Source organism: Neorhizobium sp. SHOUNA12A (genome assembly GCF_023006505.1).
Taxonomy (GTDB): domain Bacteria; phylum Pseudomonadota; class Alphaproteobacteria; order Rhizobiales; family Rhizobiaceae; genus Neorhizobium.
This window is the reverse complement of sequence record NZ_JALBGV010000031.1, coordinates 1-16,394: the sequence shown is the minus strand read 5'-3', so window position 1 is coordinate 16,394 and position 16,394 is coordinate 1. Positions and strand designations below refer to the sequence as shown.

The window sequence follows — 16,394 nt, the reverse complement described above, 5'->3', positions numbered from 1 at the left end:
CCCTCGCCGTCTGTGTTCGCAACGAGATCAGGGCGCGATGATCGGTTGAGCCTTTAGAAGCGGCTCCTGGGTTGGAAGGTCGGTGAACAAACTGCCGTGTTCGAACCAAGACCTCGGCGCAGGTGCCCCCCACAATGTCTGACGCTGTGGATCCTTCAGGTCCCATTTGATCGGCTCGAGATCGGGATCGACAGTCTGGTAGTCCGAGCAGTAAATCTCGATGCGGTGGCCGTCCGGATCAAGGATGTAGAGGAAAAATGCATTAGAGATGCCGTGACGGCCTGGACCCCGTTCGATGTTTGCGAGGTATCCAGTGGTTGACATAAGATCGAGGAGATCGATGATGTTCAAAGGTGTTGGAACCCAGAATGCTGTGTGATGCAGTCGCGGGCCGACACCATTTGTGAACGCCATGTCGTGGACGCCACCCTTGCGATGCAACCAGGCGGCAAATAGTTTTTTGCTTTCCGCATCCTCGGTGTATTCGGTAACACGGAAACCGATGTCGTTGTAAAAGGCAACGGATGCGTCAACGTCTGGCGTGAAGCAGTTGAAGTGGTCGATCCGGAGTGGTTTGACCCCGTGATAAAGCGCGTACTTTTGATGGATGGGCGTCAGGCGATCCATTTTGAAGTAAAATTCAAGCGGGATGCCGAAGTTGTCATGGGTGCGCAGGGTGCGTCCCTGGAAAGGGCGCTCCACCCATGCCGTCTTATGGCCTTCTGTATCGAAATAGGCCTTGGCTTTGTCGAGATCTTCCTCGGAATAGACCTTCAAGGCGAGGTAACTGATTGCCGAAGTATCGCTCTTCTTGAGCACCATGCAGTGATGGCCGCGTTCTTCCATGGCACGCAGGTAGACAGTATCAGAATCTTCGTCTGTGACCTGAAGGCCGAGCATGTCCACATAGAAGGCACGGCTGGCAGCGAGATCCTTAACAAGGAATTCGACATGGCTAAGCCGAACTGTGTTGAACGCTGGATAGAGATTGAATTGCGGGAGCGGCATGGTTTCCTCCTCGGGGCCGAAACAGCCCGTGTTCGGCGCTTTGTTGTTACGAAGCGGCCGCGTCTTTTGTTGACGCGGCCAGAGTGTCGCGAAATCCCGTCAGCCGCCCAATTTCTGGATGGCATGGGCAGTCGTGGCGAAAGCGATGTTCTTGGTTTCCATGTAGAAATCGAACGACCAGTCTCCACCGTCGCGGCCGATACCGGAATTCTTGACGCCGCCGAACGGGGTCGGCAGGTGGCGGACATTCTCTGAATTGACCCAGATCATGCCAGCCTCGAGCTGGTCGGTCAGCCTGAAAGCGCGCGTGACATCGGAAGTCCAAAGATAACCGGTCAAACCGTACTGGACATCGTTGGCAATCTTCAAAGCATCCGCTTCGTCCTTGAACGGGATTGCGGTCAGAACCGGACCAAAGATCTCTTCCTGGGCGATCCGCATTCCATTATCGGCACTGGTAAAGAGCGTAGGAGCGACATAGCATCCGCCTCCCGGTCCATCGACCTTATAGCCACCGGCGGCGACAGTTGCGCCTTCGGCTTTGCCGATCTCGACGTATTCCAACACTTTGCGTTCATGGACAGGGTGAATCAGAGGTCCGACGACCGTCTGCGGATCGAGCGGGTGACCGACCTTGATACGTTTGGCCCTCTCGGCAACCATTTCAGTGAACTTGCCGTAGATACTGTCCTCGACCAGCAATCGGGATGAGGACGTGCAGCGTTCGCCGTTGAGCGAATAGATCATGAATACGGCAGCATCCGCCGCTCGCTCCAGATCAGCGTCAGCGAAAACAATGACCGGGTTTTTGCCACCGAGTTCGAAGTGGACGCGCTTGAGCGTGTCGGCACCCTGCTTCATGATCATTGAGCCCGTCCGGCTTTCGCCAACAAAACCGATCGCCTTGATCAATGGATGTTCTGTCAGCGCTTTACCGGCGTCCTCTCCCAAACCATTGACGAGGTTCCAAACACCTTTGGGAAGGCCGGCGCTTTCGGCAATCTCGACCAGCAGGCGTGCTGTCAGCGGCGAGAATTCCGCCGGCTTATGGACGATCGTGCAACCGGCCGCCAAGGCCGGTGCAATCTTCCAGGTGGATAGCATGAAAGGCGTGTTCCAAGGCGTGATCACACCGACCGGGCCTATGGGGTTCCGCGTTGTTACGTTTACCTGGCCTGGAATACGGATCGATCTGCCGTCTCTTGCTTCTGGTGCTCGGTCTGCGAAGAAACGAAAGTTCTCTGCGCCACGTAGTGCCGCCTTCGCCATGAATTTCAGGGACTGTCCGGTGTCCATGCACTCAACGAAGGCGATCTCCTCGGCGCGGGCAACGATCGCGTCAGCGATCTTGTGCAGGAGCGCTTTGCGAGCGTCACCAGGCATTGCCGCCCAGGCGGGAAATGCCTCGGATGCGGCTTTGGCGGCACGATCGATGTCTGCCGCTTTGCCATGGGCGACCTGCGCCAGAGGCTGCAAGTCGACGGGCGAGATTGTTTCGAACGTGGCACCATCTAAAGCAGGGACAGCCTCTCCGGCAATGTGGTTGAGGACGCCGCCGGCGCGAAACCGGGCAAGATAGGCATCGGCCTTTTTCTTGTTGTCTTCAAAATTCGTCATGAGATCTCCATCTCGAATGCAGCAGCATTCGCTCAGCCAATGTTCAATGGTGTTTTCTAAGTCCCCGCCCGAAGGCGCGCATGCATTGCATTGTCTTTCCAGCTTAGGGCTGGATCTATCTCGCGCACCTCAAGGGAGAGGGCAAAATGTGGCTCGCTGAAAAGGTCCAGCAGCTCGGCCTTGACGACTGCCATGATCGCGTTGCCAACACGCTTCTTTTCTTCTGAAGATCTGCCCGCGCCAATGCGAAAGCTCATGTCGATGAAAGAATTGCGCTCGTCGAGGTCAGCGATCGCATAGTCATCGCTAAGCAGAACTCGGACGCGAACCGCGCCACGTTCGAACAGCCCACTGTCGAGGATCGCTTTATGAACGACCTCACACAGCGATTTGAAATCGACGCGCGGTTTCAGGTTCGCGGATCCTTCAATGACGAAATGTGGCATTTATCGCTCCTCCGATACTTAACACGTTAACAATTATTGAGTGTTTGTCAACCCACTGTCGGGTGATCTCGGCCTGATCGAATATTGACGGGCCGGTAAATTCTCACTTATTCACCTCATATGGATCAGGATAAAAATCACCCTCGCCTTCTGCGTAGCACCCGCCAGGCACTCCCAATCGCACTGTTGAAGGCGCGAGAAGCAGTGATGGGCCATTTTCGACCGATGCTTGCGCAGCACAATGTGACGGAGCAGCAATGGCGTGTGCTGCGGCTCTTGAGTGAACGCGGGCAGATCGATGCCACCGAATTGGCGCAAGGTGCAGCTCTCCTTGCCCCCAGCCTGACAAGGATGATCAAGGCGCTTGAGGACCGTAAGCTGATCAGGACGACGAAGGATGCTGCGGATGGCCGACGTCTGCTTGTCCGGATTGATGACGCAGGTGCTGAGCTCCTCGAAGAAGTGCGGCCCGAAAGTCTTAAAATTTATGAAGAGCTTGAGCTTCGCATTGGCCACGACAAGATCGAAGCCCTGATTGCACTGCTTAACGAGGTCACGGACAAGGCGACGACGCGTTAGTCGAGTTTGCGCCCTTGCGTTCTTTCGCTAATTTACTTAACATGTTTAGTACTTCAGCGACGGAAATAGGAGGAGTTTTCCCATGGTGAACCAGCAATACAGGCTTGTCATCGACGGCCAGTCGATCGCAACTGAAGGAACATTCGACGTGCTAAATCCCTCAGATGGTCAAGTCGTGGGGGCAGCGCCAAAGGCAACCGTGGCCCAGTTGGACCAGGCGGTTTCCGCGGCGCAAACAGCTTACGAAAAGTGGAGCAAAGCTGACGACGCGACGCGCCAGAAGGCCTGTGTCGCAATCGCTGACACCTTGCGCGATCATGCGGAGGAGCTGGCCCAGCTTCTCACCTTGGAACAGGGAAAACCCCTGAATGGGATGGGCTCCCGGTATGAGCTCGGAGGGGTCGAAGCTTGGGCGCGATACACTGCCGGTCTGGAGCTGCCGGTCAAGGTTTTGCAGGATGACAATCAGGGCCGGGTGGAACTGCACCGCAAACCGGTGGGCGTTGTAGGATCAATTACGCCCTGGAACTGGCCGTTGATGATTGCGATCTGGCACATTGTACCGGCCATACGAACCGGGAACACTGTTGTGATCAAGCCCTCCCCGCTCACCCCGCTGTCCACCATCCGGATGATCGAACTGCTCAACACAGTTCTGCCGGCAGGTGTGTTGAATTGTGTGACGGGTGAAAACGACATCGGGGCCGCAATGTCCTCCCACCCTGGTATTGCCAAGATCGTTTTCACGGGCTCGACCGAGACCGGCAAAAAAATCATGGCAGGCGCTGCGGCGACATTGAAACGCCTGACTCTTGAACTCGGTGGTAATGATGCCGGCATTGTCCTGCCCGATTGCGATCCCCGCCAGATTGCCGAGGGACTGTTCTGGGGCGCTTTCATCAATGGCGGGCAAACCTGTGCGGCATTGAAGAGACTTTATGTTCACGAGGACATCTACGAAGACGTTTGCCGTGAGCTGACAAGCTTTGCAGCGACAGTCAAAGTCGGTGATGGACTTTCGGAAGATAGTGTCCTGGGTCCGGTCCAGAACCGCATGCAGTACCAGAAGGTCAAAGATCTGGTGGAAGATGCGAAGCGGCGTGGCGGGCGCATTCTCATTGGAGGGGATTCTGACGACAACGCTCCTGGGAATTTCTATCCCGTGACGCTGGTCGCGGACCTTAATAACGGCGATCGTCTAGTGGACGAGGAACAGTTTGGGCCGGCTCTCCCGATCATCAAGTATTCTGATCTCGACGAAGTCATCAGGCGCGCGAATGACAACCCGAACGGTCTTGGTGGTTCCGTCTGGGGCAGAGACCTTGCGAAAGCAAAGAAAGTGGCAAGCCAGCTGGAATGTGGATCCGTATGGATCAACAAGCACGGAGCTATCCAGCCGAACGTGCCGTTCGGTGGCGTGAAGGGTTCCGGTCTGGGCGTAGAATTTGCTGAAGAGGGCCTGGTGGAATACACGACGATCCAGGTCATTTTTCAGTAAGAGCCTGGAGCGCGAGAAAAGAAAGGGACGCCGGGTTCGCCGGCGTCCCTTTTCTTATGTCGTTCCGGGATCGAAGGCTCCGAATTCTATCGACAGCGTGACCGTGCGCGCCCTAAGACTTCAAGCGATCTCAGATAGGAACCGTTGAGCACGTTCGGTCTTTGGGTTGTCGAGGAAATCGTTCGAAAGCCCCTCCTCGATGATTTCACCGCTTTCGAGGAACACGATGTGGTTGCCGACTGCCCGCGCAAAACCCATCTCGTGCGTGACCACGACCATGGTCATACCTTCCTTGGCGAGATCTTGCATCACCGCCAAAACGCTTCCTCGCAGCTCGGGATCAAGGGCTGACGTGGGTTCGTCGAACAACATCGCCAGCGGTTTGGTGGCGATGGCGCGGGCAATGGCAACCCGCTGCTTTTGACCGCCCGACAGTTGCCCGGGGTAATGTCCTTCTCTGTCGGCCAGACCGACTTTTACGATCTCCTCGCGCGCAATTTCACGCGCTTCGTCTTTCGACATGCCCTTGCTGTGGACCAACCCACACATCACGTTCTCTAAAACGGTCATGTGCGGGAAGAGATTGAAGTGCTGAAAGACCATGCCCGTCTCGCGACGAAGCCGCTGAAAATCACGGCTGTAACGGCGCTCTCGTGAGCGTGCCGAAAAATAGGCTTTGGCATCCCATTCTACAGAGCCGACCCGTAGTTGTCCCTCGTCGGGAATATTGAGCAGGTTCAAACACCTCAAAAGTGTGCTTTTGCCTGAGCCACTTGGTCCGAGCAAGACGACGACATCGCCTTCAAGAACGTCAAGCGATACCGAATTCAGCCCCCTCACATTGGGAAGGTCGCGACTGGGGAACCACTTGCTCGCATTCCGCAGTGAGATGACTGTTTTTCTTTCTTCTGAATTTTCCATGTTCCGCTCCCTCGAAGAAGCGGGGCAGCCACTCGGCCGCCCCGACACGAATCTCACGCGTCCACTTTGAGAGGGCTGCCGCCCGGACCAACCGCAAGGTAAGGAAGGCCTGCGGCGATCGCATCTTTGCCGACATACTCGCGGAATACGGAGTTGAGGATTCCGCCTGCTGCATTGAAAAGCAACCAGTTGGTCACGAACATGTACATCTTCATGTCTCCCGTCGGCATGAAGAAGGTGTTGTGATCGACATAAGCCGGTTCCTTGCCGATTATCTGAAGCGCGACACCCTGTTTCTTGGTGTTCACGATCGTGAACAGCGACTGCAAGGTTGCGTTCGCACGTCCTGACATGACCTGACCGATGGCGCCCGTCTGGTCAGGGAATACCGAGACGTTTGCCTTCGGGTAGAGCGCCCGGATCTTCGCTTCCTGCGAGCTTCCCTGAAGAGCGGCGAACTTGAACTCCGGCGAGTTCATCTGTTCGAAAGTCAAGTCTGACGCGTCGCGTCCAACGACGTAGACCGGTTGAAACGTCACGGCACAGCCGGCAAACCAGCCACGTAGCGAACGTGATGGCAAGATCGTTCCCGTTGTCATGATATCGGCACGGCCGGATTCGACGGCTGCAAACATCTGACCGAAATCCATGTCTGCGAATTCTACCTGGATATCAGGCGAGACATCTTTCATCATTCGACGGATGAGAGCGATCTCGTAGCCGTCCGGCTCACCCTTGTCGTTGATGTACAGGTTTGGCGGATATTTGAGGCTCGCCGCGACCACGATTTTTTTGGTGCGGATCGCTTTGTCCAGGACGGATTCCTTCGCGGCATCCTGCGCGGCGGCCGGTGTCGTTGCACCGAGTGCAACAGCAGCTGCGCCGCCCACGAACAAACCTGCTGTCAGTAGTGAACGGCGCTTTGCCTGCATTCCATTATCTTGCTTCGTATCCATGAGCATTCCCCTTGTTGTTTCCACGATGAAATTTTCGGCCTGGAACCCACGATCCGTGGGGTACAGCTTTTGCTAAGCGGTAAGACCGCCATCGACTGTCAGCTGCGCACCATTCACGTAGCTGGCATCATCACTCGCCAAGAATAGCGTGGCTTTGGCGATTTCTTCGTATGTCCCAAGGCGACCGAGAGGGACCGTCGGCGCAAAGCGCTGGTCACGAGCTGCGACCTGTTCGGCCGACATTCGGGTCAATCTGTCTGCCATGACACTTTCAAGGACGCCGGGGCAGATCGCATTTGCGCGAATCCCTTTTGCTCCGTAGTCCCGGGCGATGGTACGCGTCAGCATGATCAACCCGGCCTTCGAGACGCCGTATACCGCCTCGGCTGTCGAGGCCCGCTGACCCGCGATAGAGGCCGTGTTGACGATCACACCCTTGCCCGCCTCCACCATGTGCGGGATCGCTTGCCTGCAGAAGAGATAAGCCGACTTTAGGTTCACGTCCAAAGCCTGCTGCCACATCGCGGGATCGGTCTGCGAAATTGTGCCTGTAGGGTTGATACCGGCATTGTTGATCAAGATGTCCAGGGATGAGAAGCGTGACCGGGCCAGTTCGACTGCTTGCTGTGAGGTTTCCTCCTGTGAAACATCGCCAACGAGTTCGACGACGTCCGCTCCCTCTCCGCGTAGAAGCAGCACCAAGTTTTCCAGCTGATCTTTTGCGCGATCAACGAGAACAAGCCTCGCACCTTCATTCGCCAGTGCCTGCGCAACGGCGCGCCCGAGCCCACTTGCGACCCCCGTTACGAGGACCGTTTTTCCTGAAAACCGCATGTCTGACTTTCCATTATTTGCTTTTTCGCGACCGCTTGGGACCGCTTTTTGACATCTATGACTTGAATCTATCTGTCTTGCAATATGAAATCATATATGATGTTGACGAAGCTGGCGCTCGGGTTTATCGATTGAGTCAGTACCGGAGAAGAAGCCGAGTAAAGAAAAAGGGAACGTCATGAACCTCGATTTCTCGATCATCCTGACGCAATGGCCCCGGTTCCTATGGGGATTAGGGTATGATCTCTATTTCGCATTCGCGGGATTCGCGCTCGGCTGTGTTATCGGGTTTATCTCCTATCTTGGCTCGGCCTCCCGCTCGAAAATCGCCCGCGCAGTGTCTTATACGTACGTGCAGATCGTTCGGGGCCTGCCGATGTATCTGTTGCTTTTGTGGATCTACTTTGGACTTGCAACAAAGTTCGGCCTGGCCTTGACCGGGCCGCAGGCGATCATCATCGCCATCGCCATCATGAGCTCGGCATTTGCTTCCGAGATTTTCAGGACCGGTTATAATTCGATTGACGTCGGTCAGATTGAAGCCGGCAAGGCACTCGGTCTTTCCGACCTCCGGATCAATCGCACTATCCTTTTTCCACAGGTCATTCGGGTCGTGATCCCGCCCCTGCTGAACGTCTTCGTGATCTGCTTCAAAGCGGCGACTTACGCGGCAGTGGTCGCTGTCCCGGAACTCGTCTTCACGGCCCAGGACATCAGTCTCAACCAATATAGGCCGTTCGAAGCCTATATCTCGGTCGCCGTCCTACTCATCGCGACGATGCTGGTTTTATCTTTGCTGGTCAAAGTCGTCGAAGACCGTCTCAATGACGGCAAAGGGGCTTGAAGTTCATGAATAGCTGGTACGTTGTCCTCAACCACCTGCCCGACATGCTCTACGGGCTTCGTTACACATTCCTGATCGCAATCGTCTCGCTCGCACTCTCAATGGTCTTCGGAGGGCTAGTGATATCCCTTCTCAGGAGCAAATCTGCTGCCATCCGAGCGATGGGGTTTCTCTACATCCAGGTCTTCCGCTCGCTATCGCCATATGTTTACGTTCTGCTCGTCTATTTTGCCCTCGCCGGAGCAACAGGCTGGAAAATGGATCCGATCACAGCCGCTATCATATCCTTGACACTTCTGAATACCGCTTACGTTGCAGAAATCTATCGGTCCGTGTTGCTCACCATTGATAGCGGGCAATGGGAAGCGGCCGCCGCAATGGGTCTGTCACCCTGGAAAACAAACTCGATCATTATCTGGCCGCAGGCGCTACGGACTGCAATTCCACTCCTTCTGAACCAATTCATCGTCATCTTGAAGGATTCCGCGATCGTGGGCGTGATTGGTGTCAAAGACATCCTCTATGTGGCGAATGCCCAGGCATCGATCACCTACAAGCAGTTCGAGTATCTGACGGCGGTTGGGGTGATCTTCATCCTGATTGTCTTCGTCCTGTCGCGGTTGAGTATGAGCCTTGAGCAGCGACTGGCCTGGAAGCACTAGCACTTGCCGAAACCACCCGAAGTCATTAGGTCGAAAAGGAAATCAAATCTGATTTTCAATTTGATCACCGTTGGAGAGTGACGCATGGCAAAGGTGGTGGCACCCGTCACAGAAGCTAGAAGCAAACAGCAACTTGCTTACGATTATCTCAAGGCTGGGATAGATCGCGGCCTCTATGCACCCAAACAGCGGCTTGTAATTGACACACTCGCGAAGGAGCTATCGATCAGCCCTGTACCGGTGCGCGAGGCGATCCGTCGGTTGGAAGCAGAAGGCCTGATCATATTCAGCAAAAACTCTGGCGCAATCGTGGCTGGAGCCGATCCGGATCTCTGGGCTGAGCAGATGGAACTTCTGGCATTGCTTGAGGGCTACGTAACCGGCGCCGCCGCGCCGAGGATTACTGCCAGCGATATCAAGCAGCTTCAGAAAATCAACGAGGGCATGGAACAGGCGCTGGCTTCCTTCGACCTTTCGGGATGGACTCAGGGCAACCTGGACTTCCACTCCGTGATAAATCGGAGGTGCCCGAACGAAACAATCGTCGAGCAGATCGCGCAATTGAGATCGCGAATTGCGATGATCAATCGCTTCATCCAGCCTCGGACGGAAGCGACCATCTTGCATACTCTTGGAAAGGATAGCGGGAAATCGACGCTTCAAGGGCACGAGTGGATCATTGCGGCCTATATCGCCAAAAAATCTCCCGCCGAGATCGAAGCGCATGTTCGCACGAATATCATTCTGCTCACCACAGAAACGCACCGCAATCTGGTCAACAACCATGATCGGCGAGTAAGCAGATCGCAGGGATAGTCATATGCAACCGTCGGAATATGATGTTGTCGTCCTTGGTAGCGGTGGTGCAGGTCTACTCACGGCGCTTTCAGCTGCAATTCAGGGCCTGTCAGTCGGTGTTTTCGAAAAGTCCCATCTAATCGGTGGCACCACCGCGATTTCCGGTGGTGGCATCTGGATTCCAAAAAACCACGTGATGCAAAAGTCCGGTTTTGAGGACCTGGAGACAGACGGTATCACCTATCTGACGCGACTGACCCTTGGCGAGATCGACAAGAGCCTTCTGGTCGATTTTCTAAAAACCGGGCCTGAAATGTTGTTGTTTCTGGAGAAACACTCGGAGCTGCGCTTCTTCAGTGTAGATCGCCCGGACTACCATCCCGGCTGGCCCGGCGCACGTTCCGGCCGATCGGTCGAACCGCTACCTTTCGCGCCAGCAATGGACGAGACTCTATTTCAGACGCTTCGGTCTTCGCACTTGCGTCAGCCGGTGACATCGTCCGAGAGCCGCAAAGGTCTGCCATCAGAGATCATCGAAGACCGTCAGAAGCGTCGAATGCGCACGCAAGGAGCAGCCCTGGTCGCCGGACTTGCGCAGGCATGCGCCAAACGTGGTGTTCAATTTCACCTTAATGAAGCCGCCGCGGGTTTATCGTTCGACGGAGAGCGCTGTCTAGGAGTCGAAACCGTTTCGGGTTCAACATCTGCCCGGCTGGGTGTTGTCCTCTCCACAGGCGGGTTCGAGTGGAATTCGTCCCTCGTCTCGGCTTACCTGCCTGGATTTTCAAGTGCACCGACCACACCGCCTGGTAATGAGGGAGACGGCCTGCGGTTTGGTCTTCGGGCCGGCGCGGCAGTGGCCAATATGACTGAAGCATGGTGGACCGCTGCATATCGAATTCCGGGGGATGCCCTAGATGGAGAACCACTAACACGCAACATGGTGCGTGAACTGGCATTGCCAGGCTCCATTATGGTCAACCGGAAGGGCGAGCGTTTCGTGAACGAAGCGAGCTCATACAATGACCTCGGTATGGCGTTCAACGCTTTTGATCCCGGCTCGTTTTCTTACCCAAACAGGCCTGCCTGGCTTATTTTCGATGACGCCTTCAAGTCGCGTTATCCCGTCGCGTCCGTTTCCCCGCAACAAACCGCACCGGAATGGATGATCAGTGCGGGTTCGGTGGCCGAACTCGCTCAGAAGCTTGGCGTTTCGGTTGAAGGCCTAACCGCAACAGTCGAACGATTCAATCAGTATGCTCGCGAGGGCCATGATCCAGATTTCGCACGCGGTGAGGACGTTCATGGTCTTTATTATGGAGATTCTGGCCACGCCCCAAATCCATGCCTGGGGAAGCTCGATGTTGCTCCCCTCTACGCAGTTGAAGTTCTACCAGGAAACAATGGCACAAAGGGCGGGTTGAAGACGAAATCTCGCGGTAGCGTCGTTCGTGATGACGGATCCGCGATTGAAGGACTTTTTGCGTGCGGGAATGTTGCAGCAAGTATATTCGGAAAAGGATATCCCGGCCACGGTGGCTCGCTCGGTCCGATTCTAACGGCGGCATACATTGTCGGTTTGGAAATCAGCGCCAATCAGCGGCGATGATTAATCCGTTTTGGAACATTCAATCCTCAAGTCCCGGAGTTGGGTAAGGGTGGACCGACACCAGCCTGCCATCAAAAATGGTGTCGAGGCTGGCATCCCGTGCCTGCCCAGCGCATCGGCGCGATCATGCGACCGGGCCACGGATTGGTCACTGCGGAACCCGGGCGGCACATCTCAAATTAAATGCCAAGAACCACTCGAACGGGCGCATTCTCACGATTAGCCGCCAAGCGACACAAAGACTCAAACAGGAACAATCATGGCAAAGCTCCAGCGCTCGACCATTCGGCAGGGATGGCATCAAAAACACGGAGCATGTCTGAAGTGACGTTCGGCATCAAGAACGAAAGCTGCCATGGGGTCAGATGGCCGAAACGATCGAGCACTGTAGATGACAAATCCAATCCGAAAATCGTCCTGAACGCCGCCGAGAGCCGGACGTCCTTAACAACCTCGTTTAGCGTTAATCTGACGCAACGGTGGTAGCTTGAACTGTCATCGTTGCGCTGTGACAGCCGCTCGCCATTCTTGACCTGCGCCCATTGCCGGTCGATCAGCAGATGCTCGGGACCGACGGCGCCCACCAGGGGCAGGCCAAGTCGTTCGAACTGCGAGGCCGGCGTGTGATTGGCGCGCATGGCTGCGACGAGGAGGTTCGCCATGCGCGTTTCGACCTCTTCATCGCGAAGAGGTTTCTGTTGTTCGGGATCGGTTTGGAGATCGAAGAGCAGCGTTCCAAATATATACGGATTGCCAAGCGCCTTGGCCGGAAGCCGCATGACCTGCACCTGCTTGGTGAAGGGAAACGGTCCGGCAAGCGAGATATCCTTGAGTTCGCCCGGTGCGAAGCGGTGGTCCATATGGGTCGGCATCAGCGTATATTGCTCGAGCGGCTGGTTTTCGGGGGTCACGCAGGCCCGCATATAGACGTAACGCCCGTCGGTAATGCAGACATGCCCGCCATGACTGCCGAACAGGCCGGCTTCACGGACCTGCTCGTCGGTAGAAATGACGCCGGACAGAGGCCTACCCTGCATATCCTCCGTCGGGGTTACCCCGAAGAAATCGAGAAGCGTCGGACCGAAATCGATCGTCTGGACCAGGCTCGAACGCCGCTCGTCCTTAACATGCAGGCGCGGATCCCAGACGAACAGCGGCGTGTGGATGTTTTCCTCATACCAGGGCTGCACGTTCTTGCCCCACCACCCGCGCTCGCCGAGCAGCAGTCCGTGGTCGGTGCAGACGATCAGCATCGTATCGTCCCACAGTCCATATTCGTCCATCGCATCCAGCACGCGGCCGAGGCTGTCGTCGCACATGCTGAGCAGCGCTGCATATTCCATCCGCGCATGTTCGACTTCCCCCGGCTTTTCGGTCACGGCCCGGTAGTCCGGCCAGTCGAAATGCGGGCCGTCGTAGTCGTGCGGATACCGTTCCTTGTGGCGGTCGTAGCTGAAGAAGGGTTCGTGCGGATCGAAACATTCAACCTGCAGGAACCAGCGATCCTCGGCGTGATTAGCCTTGATGAACTCGACGCCCGCATCGAAGGTCTTCGTCTGCGGATGATCGGCGATGTCGGTCATGTACTGGCGGTTTACCCAGTCCTGCCGCCAGAGACTGCCGGACCGCCAGCTTGCGGTCGCAGGGATCAGCGGCTCGCCGACATGGCCTTTCCAACGATCGCCTTCCTGGCCGCGGCAGAATTCGTAGCTGCTGTAGCGATTGTGATAGGTGGCGCCGCCATCCTCCCAATAATGCTGATGATCGGTGACGAGATGGGTATAGACCCCGCTGGTTCGCAGCATTTCCGGCATCGAATCGTCGAAGGGCTCCAGCGGCCCCCAGGAGCGGTGCAGGAAATTGTATCGGCCGGTATGGAGTTCGCGGCGGGCCGGCATGCAGGGCATGCTGCCGCCATAACAATTGTCGAAGGTGACAGTGCGCTCCTGCAGGCGGCGGAAATTGGGAAGGTGATTCCAGTCGGCACCATAGGCAGGCAGAAACCGGCGATTGAGGGTGTCGAACATGATCATGATCGCTTTCAAATCGGTACGTCCTGTCCTTATGCGCTATGAAAATCGGCGGGAAACGGTTCGAAAGCCGAGATTGCAGTTTGAGGAGCCCGGCGTACTGGAACTGCGCGCCGCCACCCGGTAACGGTGGCAGTAGGAGGCGTGACAGAGATAGGAGCCGCCGCCCCAGGGGAACCGTTTGCCCGCGAGACCGCCTCTAGCGGCATATTCCCACTCCGCTTCGGTCGGCAGACGGCGCCCGGCCCATTCGCAATAGGCAAGCGCATCGGCATGGCTGACATGCACGACCGGGTGATCCATCAGGCCCTCGATACCGGACAGCGGCCCGAACGGATGGCGCCAGTCCGCACCCCACACGGTGAGCCACCAGGGCGTGTCGTGATATCCGAGAATATCAGGTCGGTCGGCTGCGACGGCGAGGCGGAAAACGCTCGAATCGCCGTAGCGCTCCGCCTCCTTCCGATATCCCCTCGCCTTTGCGAAGGCCGAAAACTGCGCGACCGTCACGCATGTCGTGTCCATGGCGAACGGGCCGAGCGACACCTCGTGAACGGGCGCCTCGCCATCCGGCGCATAACCTTCACCGAAATGATCGCCCATCAGGAAAGTACCGCCGGGCAGCGACGCTTCCCGGTGAATCGGGCGTGCGCCGGAAGTCTGCGGGTTTGCCTCGGCCGGCATGGCCTCCCCTTCCCGCTCGCGCGAAGTGGAGCAGCAGCGGGCATTTCCAGCGGGAACCGCGTCGGTCATCGGCGTTTTTCTCGGCTCGGTTCGTCGAGCGAAATGTGCATATCCGGGTCTCGCATATAGGGGCGGAGGATGGTGAAGAACTGGATCATTGACGTCTCGCGGCTGACAGCCGTCGGATCCAGAAGCCACTGGAGCCGCACGCCATCGGCTACCGCGATAATCCAGCGGGCGAGTGTTTCGAGGGTCATTCCGGCTGGAAGCTTACTCTGATCGAAAACCGCCGCTAGCTCACTGGTCATGGAGGCCGCCACCTCTCGATACCGCTCGACAAACCAGTCGTGGGCCGGATGATCCTGAACGATGCTTTCGGCGGAAAGAATCGCAAAAAGCTGTACAAGAATTGGTGTTCGTTCGTTGGTATGAAGCGTGCGTAGAAATGTGCTTAAATAGTCGAAACCACGCTCTAAACTCTCCGATTTGGCCTTCTGGTTTCGCTCCTCGCGCTCCTGCAGCACTGCCAGAAGCAATGCGGCCTTCGACGGAAAATGATGCAGCATGCCGGCCTGCGTCATGCCGACGTCGGCGGCAATATCGGCAATGCTGGCGGAGTTGAAGCCGCGTTCGGAGAAAAGCCGCAGCGCCGAATCCAGGATCGCCCGCCGCCTGCTGTCTCCCTTTGGACTTCTGCGCGTCTCTTTCTTCTCCATGCTCGACCTCATCTCCCCGTCCGGATCTGCAAAGGCGTGCCCACAAAATGACAGGCAGCCTTCTGTCCGGTACCAGTTTCCTGGAGGCTTGGCGAACTGGTGGAACAGATTTCCCGCTCCGGAAAATACTCCGGCCCAATCGGACAGCGGGTGCGGAAACGGCAGCCGCTCGGCGGATTGGCGGGGCTCGGCATATCGCCGGCAAGTACGATCTTCTCCTGCGGCGCGTCGAGCACCGGTTCCGGCGTCGAGGAAATCAGCGCCGCCGTATAGGGATGCTGCGGAGAGCCGTAGACCTGTTCGGCCGTGCCAAGCTCGACGATCTTGCCAAGATACATCACCGCGACATTATCGCTGATGTGGCGCACCACCGAAAGGTCGTGAGCGATGAACAGGTAACCGAGCCCGAGTTCGTCGCGCAGTTCCTCCAGGAGGTTGATGATCTGCGCCTGGATCGAGACGTCGAGCGCCGAGACCGGCTCGTCGCAGATCAGAAGCTTCGGCTCGGTGGCGAGCGCTCGTGCAATGCCGACGCGCTGGCGCTGGCCGCCGGAAAGCTCGTAAGGGTAACGTTCGAGGAAATCCTCGTTCAGCCCGACCCGCAGCAGCAATTCCACCGAGCGCTGCCGCGCCTTCTCGCCGCGGATGCCGGCGACGCCCAGCGCTTCACCGAGCGACTGGGCGATGCTGCGGCGCGGATTGAGCGAGGCGAATGGGTCCTGGAAGACATATTGGATGGTTCTGGTGATCGTGTCGCGATCCTCCTGATCCATCGCACTGACATCGCGGCCGGCGACCGTGATCCGGCCCTCGGCGACCGGATTGATGCCGACGATGGTGCGCGACAGCGTGGACTTGCCGCAGCCGGATTCACCGACAAGACCGAGCGTTTCTCCGGGCCGGATTTCGAGCGATACGCCGTCCACCGCAAAGATCGGCTTGGCCTTGGAAAAGAACGACCCCGAACCGCGGTTGACGTCCGTCCTGAGGTTCTCGATCCGCAGGACAGGCTCGACCGAAAGAGTCCGCCGGGCCTTGCGCACAAGATCGTCTTCTTCCGGCACGACAGGCATGCCAGTGGCCGCGCTCACCCAGCAGGCGGCGGAATGACCGGGCACTAGCACCTCCAGCTTCGGCACGTCCGCGCGGCATCGCTCGACCGCGAAGCGGCAGCGCGGATGGAAGGCGCAGC

Annotated in this window: 16 protein-coding genes; 6 read left to right on the top strand and 10 right to left on the bottom strand. The window is 57.1% G+C overall.

What is annotated here, in order from left to right; genetic code table 11:
- Window positions 1-27 precede the first annotated feature (27 nt).
- The 3 genes from hpaD to MOV63_RS15610 all read right to left on the bottom strand — a co-directional run bounded on the left by hpaD (window position 28) and on the right by MOV63_RS15610 (window position 3,071).
- Complete coding sequence (hpaD, locus tag MOV63_RS15620; RefSeq protein WP_040124758.1) at window positions 28-1,008, bottom strand: 3,4-dihydroxyphenylacetate 2,3-dioxygenase; 981 nt, start codon at window positions 1,006-1,008, stop codon at window positions 28-30.
- 99 nt (window positions 1,009-1,107) lie between these two features.
- Window positions 1,108-2,625 (bottom strand): 5-carboxymethyl-2-hydroxymuconate semialdehyde dehydrogenase, encoded by a 1,518-nt coding sequence (gene hpaE, locus MOV63_RS15615; RefSeq protein ID WP_040124756.1) that lies wholly within the window; start codon window positions 2,623-2,625, stop codon window positions 1,108-1,110.
- Window positions 2,626-2,681: 56 nt separating this feature from the next.
- On the bottom strand, window positions 2,682-3,071 hold the full coding sequence (locus tag MOV63_RS15610) for a 5-carboxymethyl-2-hydroxymuconate Delta-isomerase (protein WP_040124754.1): 390 nt from the start codon (window positions 3,069-3,071) through the stop codon (window positions 2,682-2,684).
- 120 nt (window positions 3,072-3,191) lie between these two features.
- Here MOV63_RS15610 and hpaR point away from each other — a divergent pair, with 120 nt between their 5' ends.
- On the top strand, window positions 3,192-3,650 hold the full coding sequence (hpaR, locus tag MOV63_RS15605; RefSeq protein ID WP_040124752.1) for a homoprotocatechuate degradation operon regulator HpaR: 459 nt from the start codon (window positions 3,192-3,194) through the stop codon (window positions 3,648-3,650).
- An 82-nt stretch (window positions 3,651-3,732) separates the two neighbouring features.
- On the top strand, window positions 3,733-5,148 hold the full coding sequence (locus MOV63_RS15600) for an aldehyde dehydrogenase family protein (protein WP_040124751.1): 1,416 nt from the start codon (window positions 3,733-3,735) through the stop codon (window positions 5,146-5,148).
- Window positions 5,149-5,268: 120 nt separating this feature from the next.
- On the opposite strand, the gene MOV63_RS15595 is transcribed toward MOV63_RS15600, so the two are convergent.
- From MOV63_RS15595 to MOV63_RS15585, 3 genes are all read right to left on the bottom strand, one after another.
- On the bottom strand, window positions 5,269-6,069 hold the full coding sequence (locus tag MOV63_RS15595) for an amino acid ABC transporter ATP-binding protein (protein ID WP_040124750.1): 801 nt from the start codon (window positions 6,067-6,069) through the stop codon (window positions 5,269-5,271).
- Window positions 6,070-6,122: 53 nt separating this feature from the next.
- A complete protein-coding gene (locus MOV63_RS15590; protein ID WP_157885300.1) occupies window positions 6,123-7,025 on the bottom strand; it encodes an ABC transporter substrate-binding protein in 903 nt (300 codons plus the stop codon).
- Window positions 7,026-7,097: 72 nt separating this feature from the next.
- The gene (locus MOV63_RS15585) at window positions 7,098-7,859 is read right to left on the bottom strand and encodes an SDR family NAD(P)-dependent oxidoreductase (RefSeq protein ID WP_040124747.1); all 762 of its coding nucleotides are present in this window, start codon (window positions 7,857-7,859) and stop codon (window positions 7,098-7,100) included.
- Between the two features lie 178 nt (window positions 7,860-8,037).
- On the opposite strand from MOV63_RS15585, the gene MOV63_RS15580 reads away from it, so the two are divergent.
- The 4 genes from MOV63_RS15580 to MOV63_RS15565 all read left to right on the top strand — a co-directional run bounded on the left by MOV63_RS15580 (window position 8,038) and on the right by MOV63_RS15565 (window position 11,772).
- Window positions 8,038-8,703 carry an amino acid ABC transporter permease gene (locus MOV63_RS15580; RefSeq protein WP_247034722.1) on the top strand — a complete coding sequence of 222 codons (666 nt, stop codon included), beginning with the start codon at window positions 8,038-8,040 and terminating at the stop codon, window positions 8,701-8,703.
- 5 nt (window positions 8,704-8,708) lie between these two features.
- Window positions 8,709-9,365, top strand: a complete 657-nt coding sequence (locus tag MOV63_RS15575; protein WP_247034806.1) for an amino acid ABC transporter permease — start codon at window positions 8,709-8,711, stop codon at window positions 9,363-9,365.
- An 84-nt stretch (window positions 9,366-9,449) separates the two neighbouring features.
- Window positions 9,450-10,181, top strand: coding sequence for a GntR family transcriptional regulator (locus MOV63_RS15570; protein ID WP_051900455.1), 732 nt, complete (start codon window positions 9,450-9,452; stop codon window positions 10,179-10,181).
- Window positions 10,182-10,185: 4 nt separating this feature from the next.
- A complete protein-coding gene (locus MOV63_RS15565; RefSeq protein WP_080719338.1) occupies window positions 10,186-11,772 on the top strand; it encodes an FAD-dependent oxidoreductase in 1,587 nt (528 codons plus the stop codon).
- Window positions 11,773-12,029: 257 nt separating this feature from the next.
- Here MOV63_RS15565 and MOV63_RS15560 read toward each other — a convergent pair whose 3' ends face one another.
- Genes MOV63_RS15560 through MOV63_RS15545 form a run of 4 tightly spaced genes read right to left on the bottom strand, consistent with a single transcriptional unit; the run spans window position 12,030 to window position 16,275 of the window.
- Window positions 12,030-13,805: a sulfatase gene (locus tag MOV63_RS15560; protein WP_247034721.1), complete on the bottom strand. Its 1,776-nt coding sequence runs from the start codon at window positions 13,803-13,805 to the stop codon at window positions 12,030-12,032.
- A gap of 36 nt (window positions 13,806-13,841) precedes the next feature.
- Complete coding sequence (locus MOV63_RS15555) at window positions 13,842-14,555, bottom strand: SUMF1/EgtB/PvdO family nonheme iron enzyme (RefSeq protein ID WP_040124743.1); 714 nt, start codon at window positions 14,553-14,555, stop codon at window positions 13,842-13,844.
- Complete coding sequence (locus MOV63_RS15550) at window positions 14,552-15,202, bottom strand: TetR/AcrR family transcriptional regulator (protein ID WP_051900447.1); 651 nt, start codon at window positions 15,200-15,202, stop codon at window positions 14,552-14,554. Before MOV63_RS15550 ends, MOV63_RS15555 begins: the two co-directional genes overlap by 4 nt.
- An 8-nt stretch (window positions 15,203-15,210) precedes the next feature.
- Window positions 15,211-16,275 (bottom strand): ABC transporter ATP-binding protein, encoded by a 1,065-nt coding sequence (locus tag MOV63_RS15545; RefSeq protein WP_405029338.1) that lies wholly within the window; start codon window positions 16,273-16,275, stop codon window positions 15,211-15,213.
- Between the last annotated feature and the right edge of the window lie 119 nt (window positions 16,276-16,394).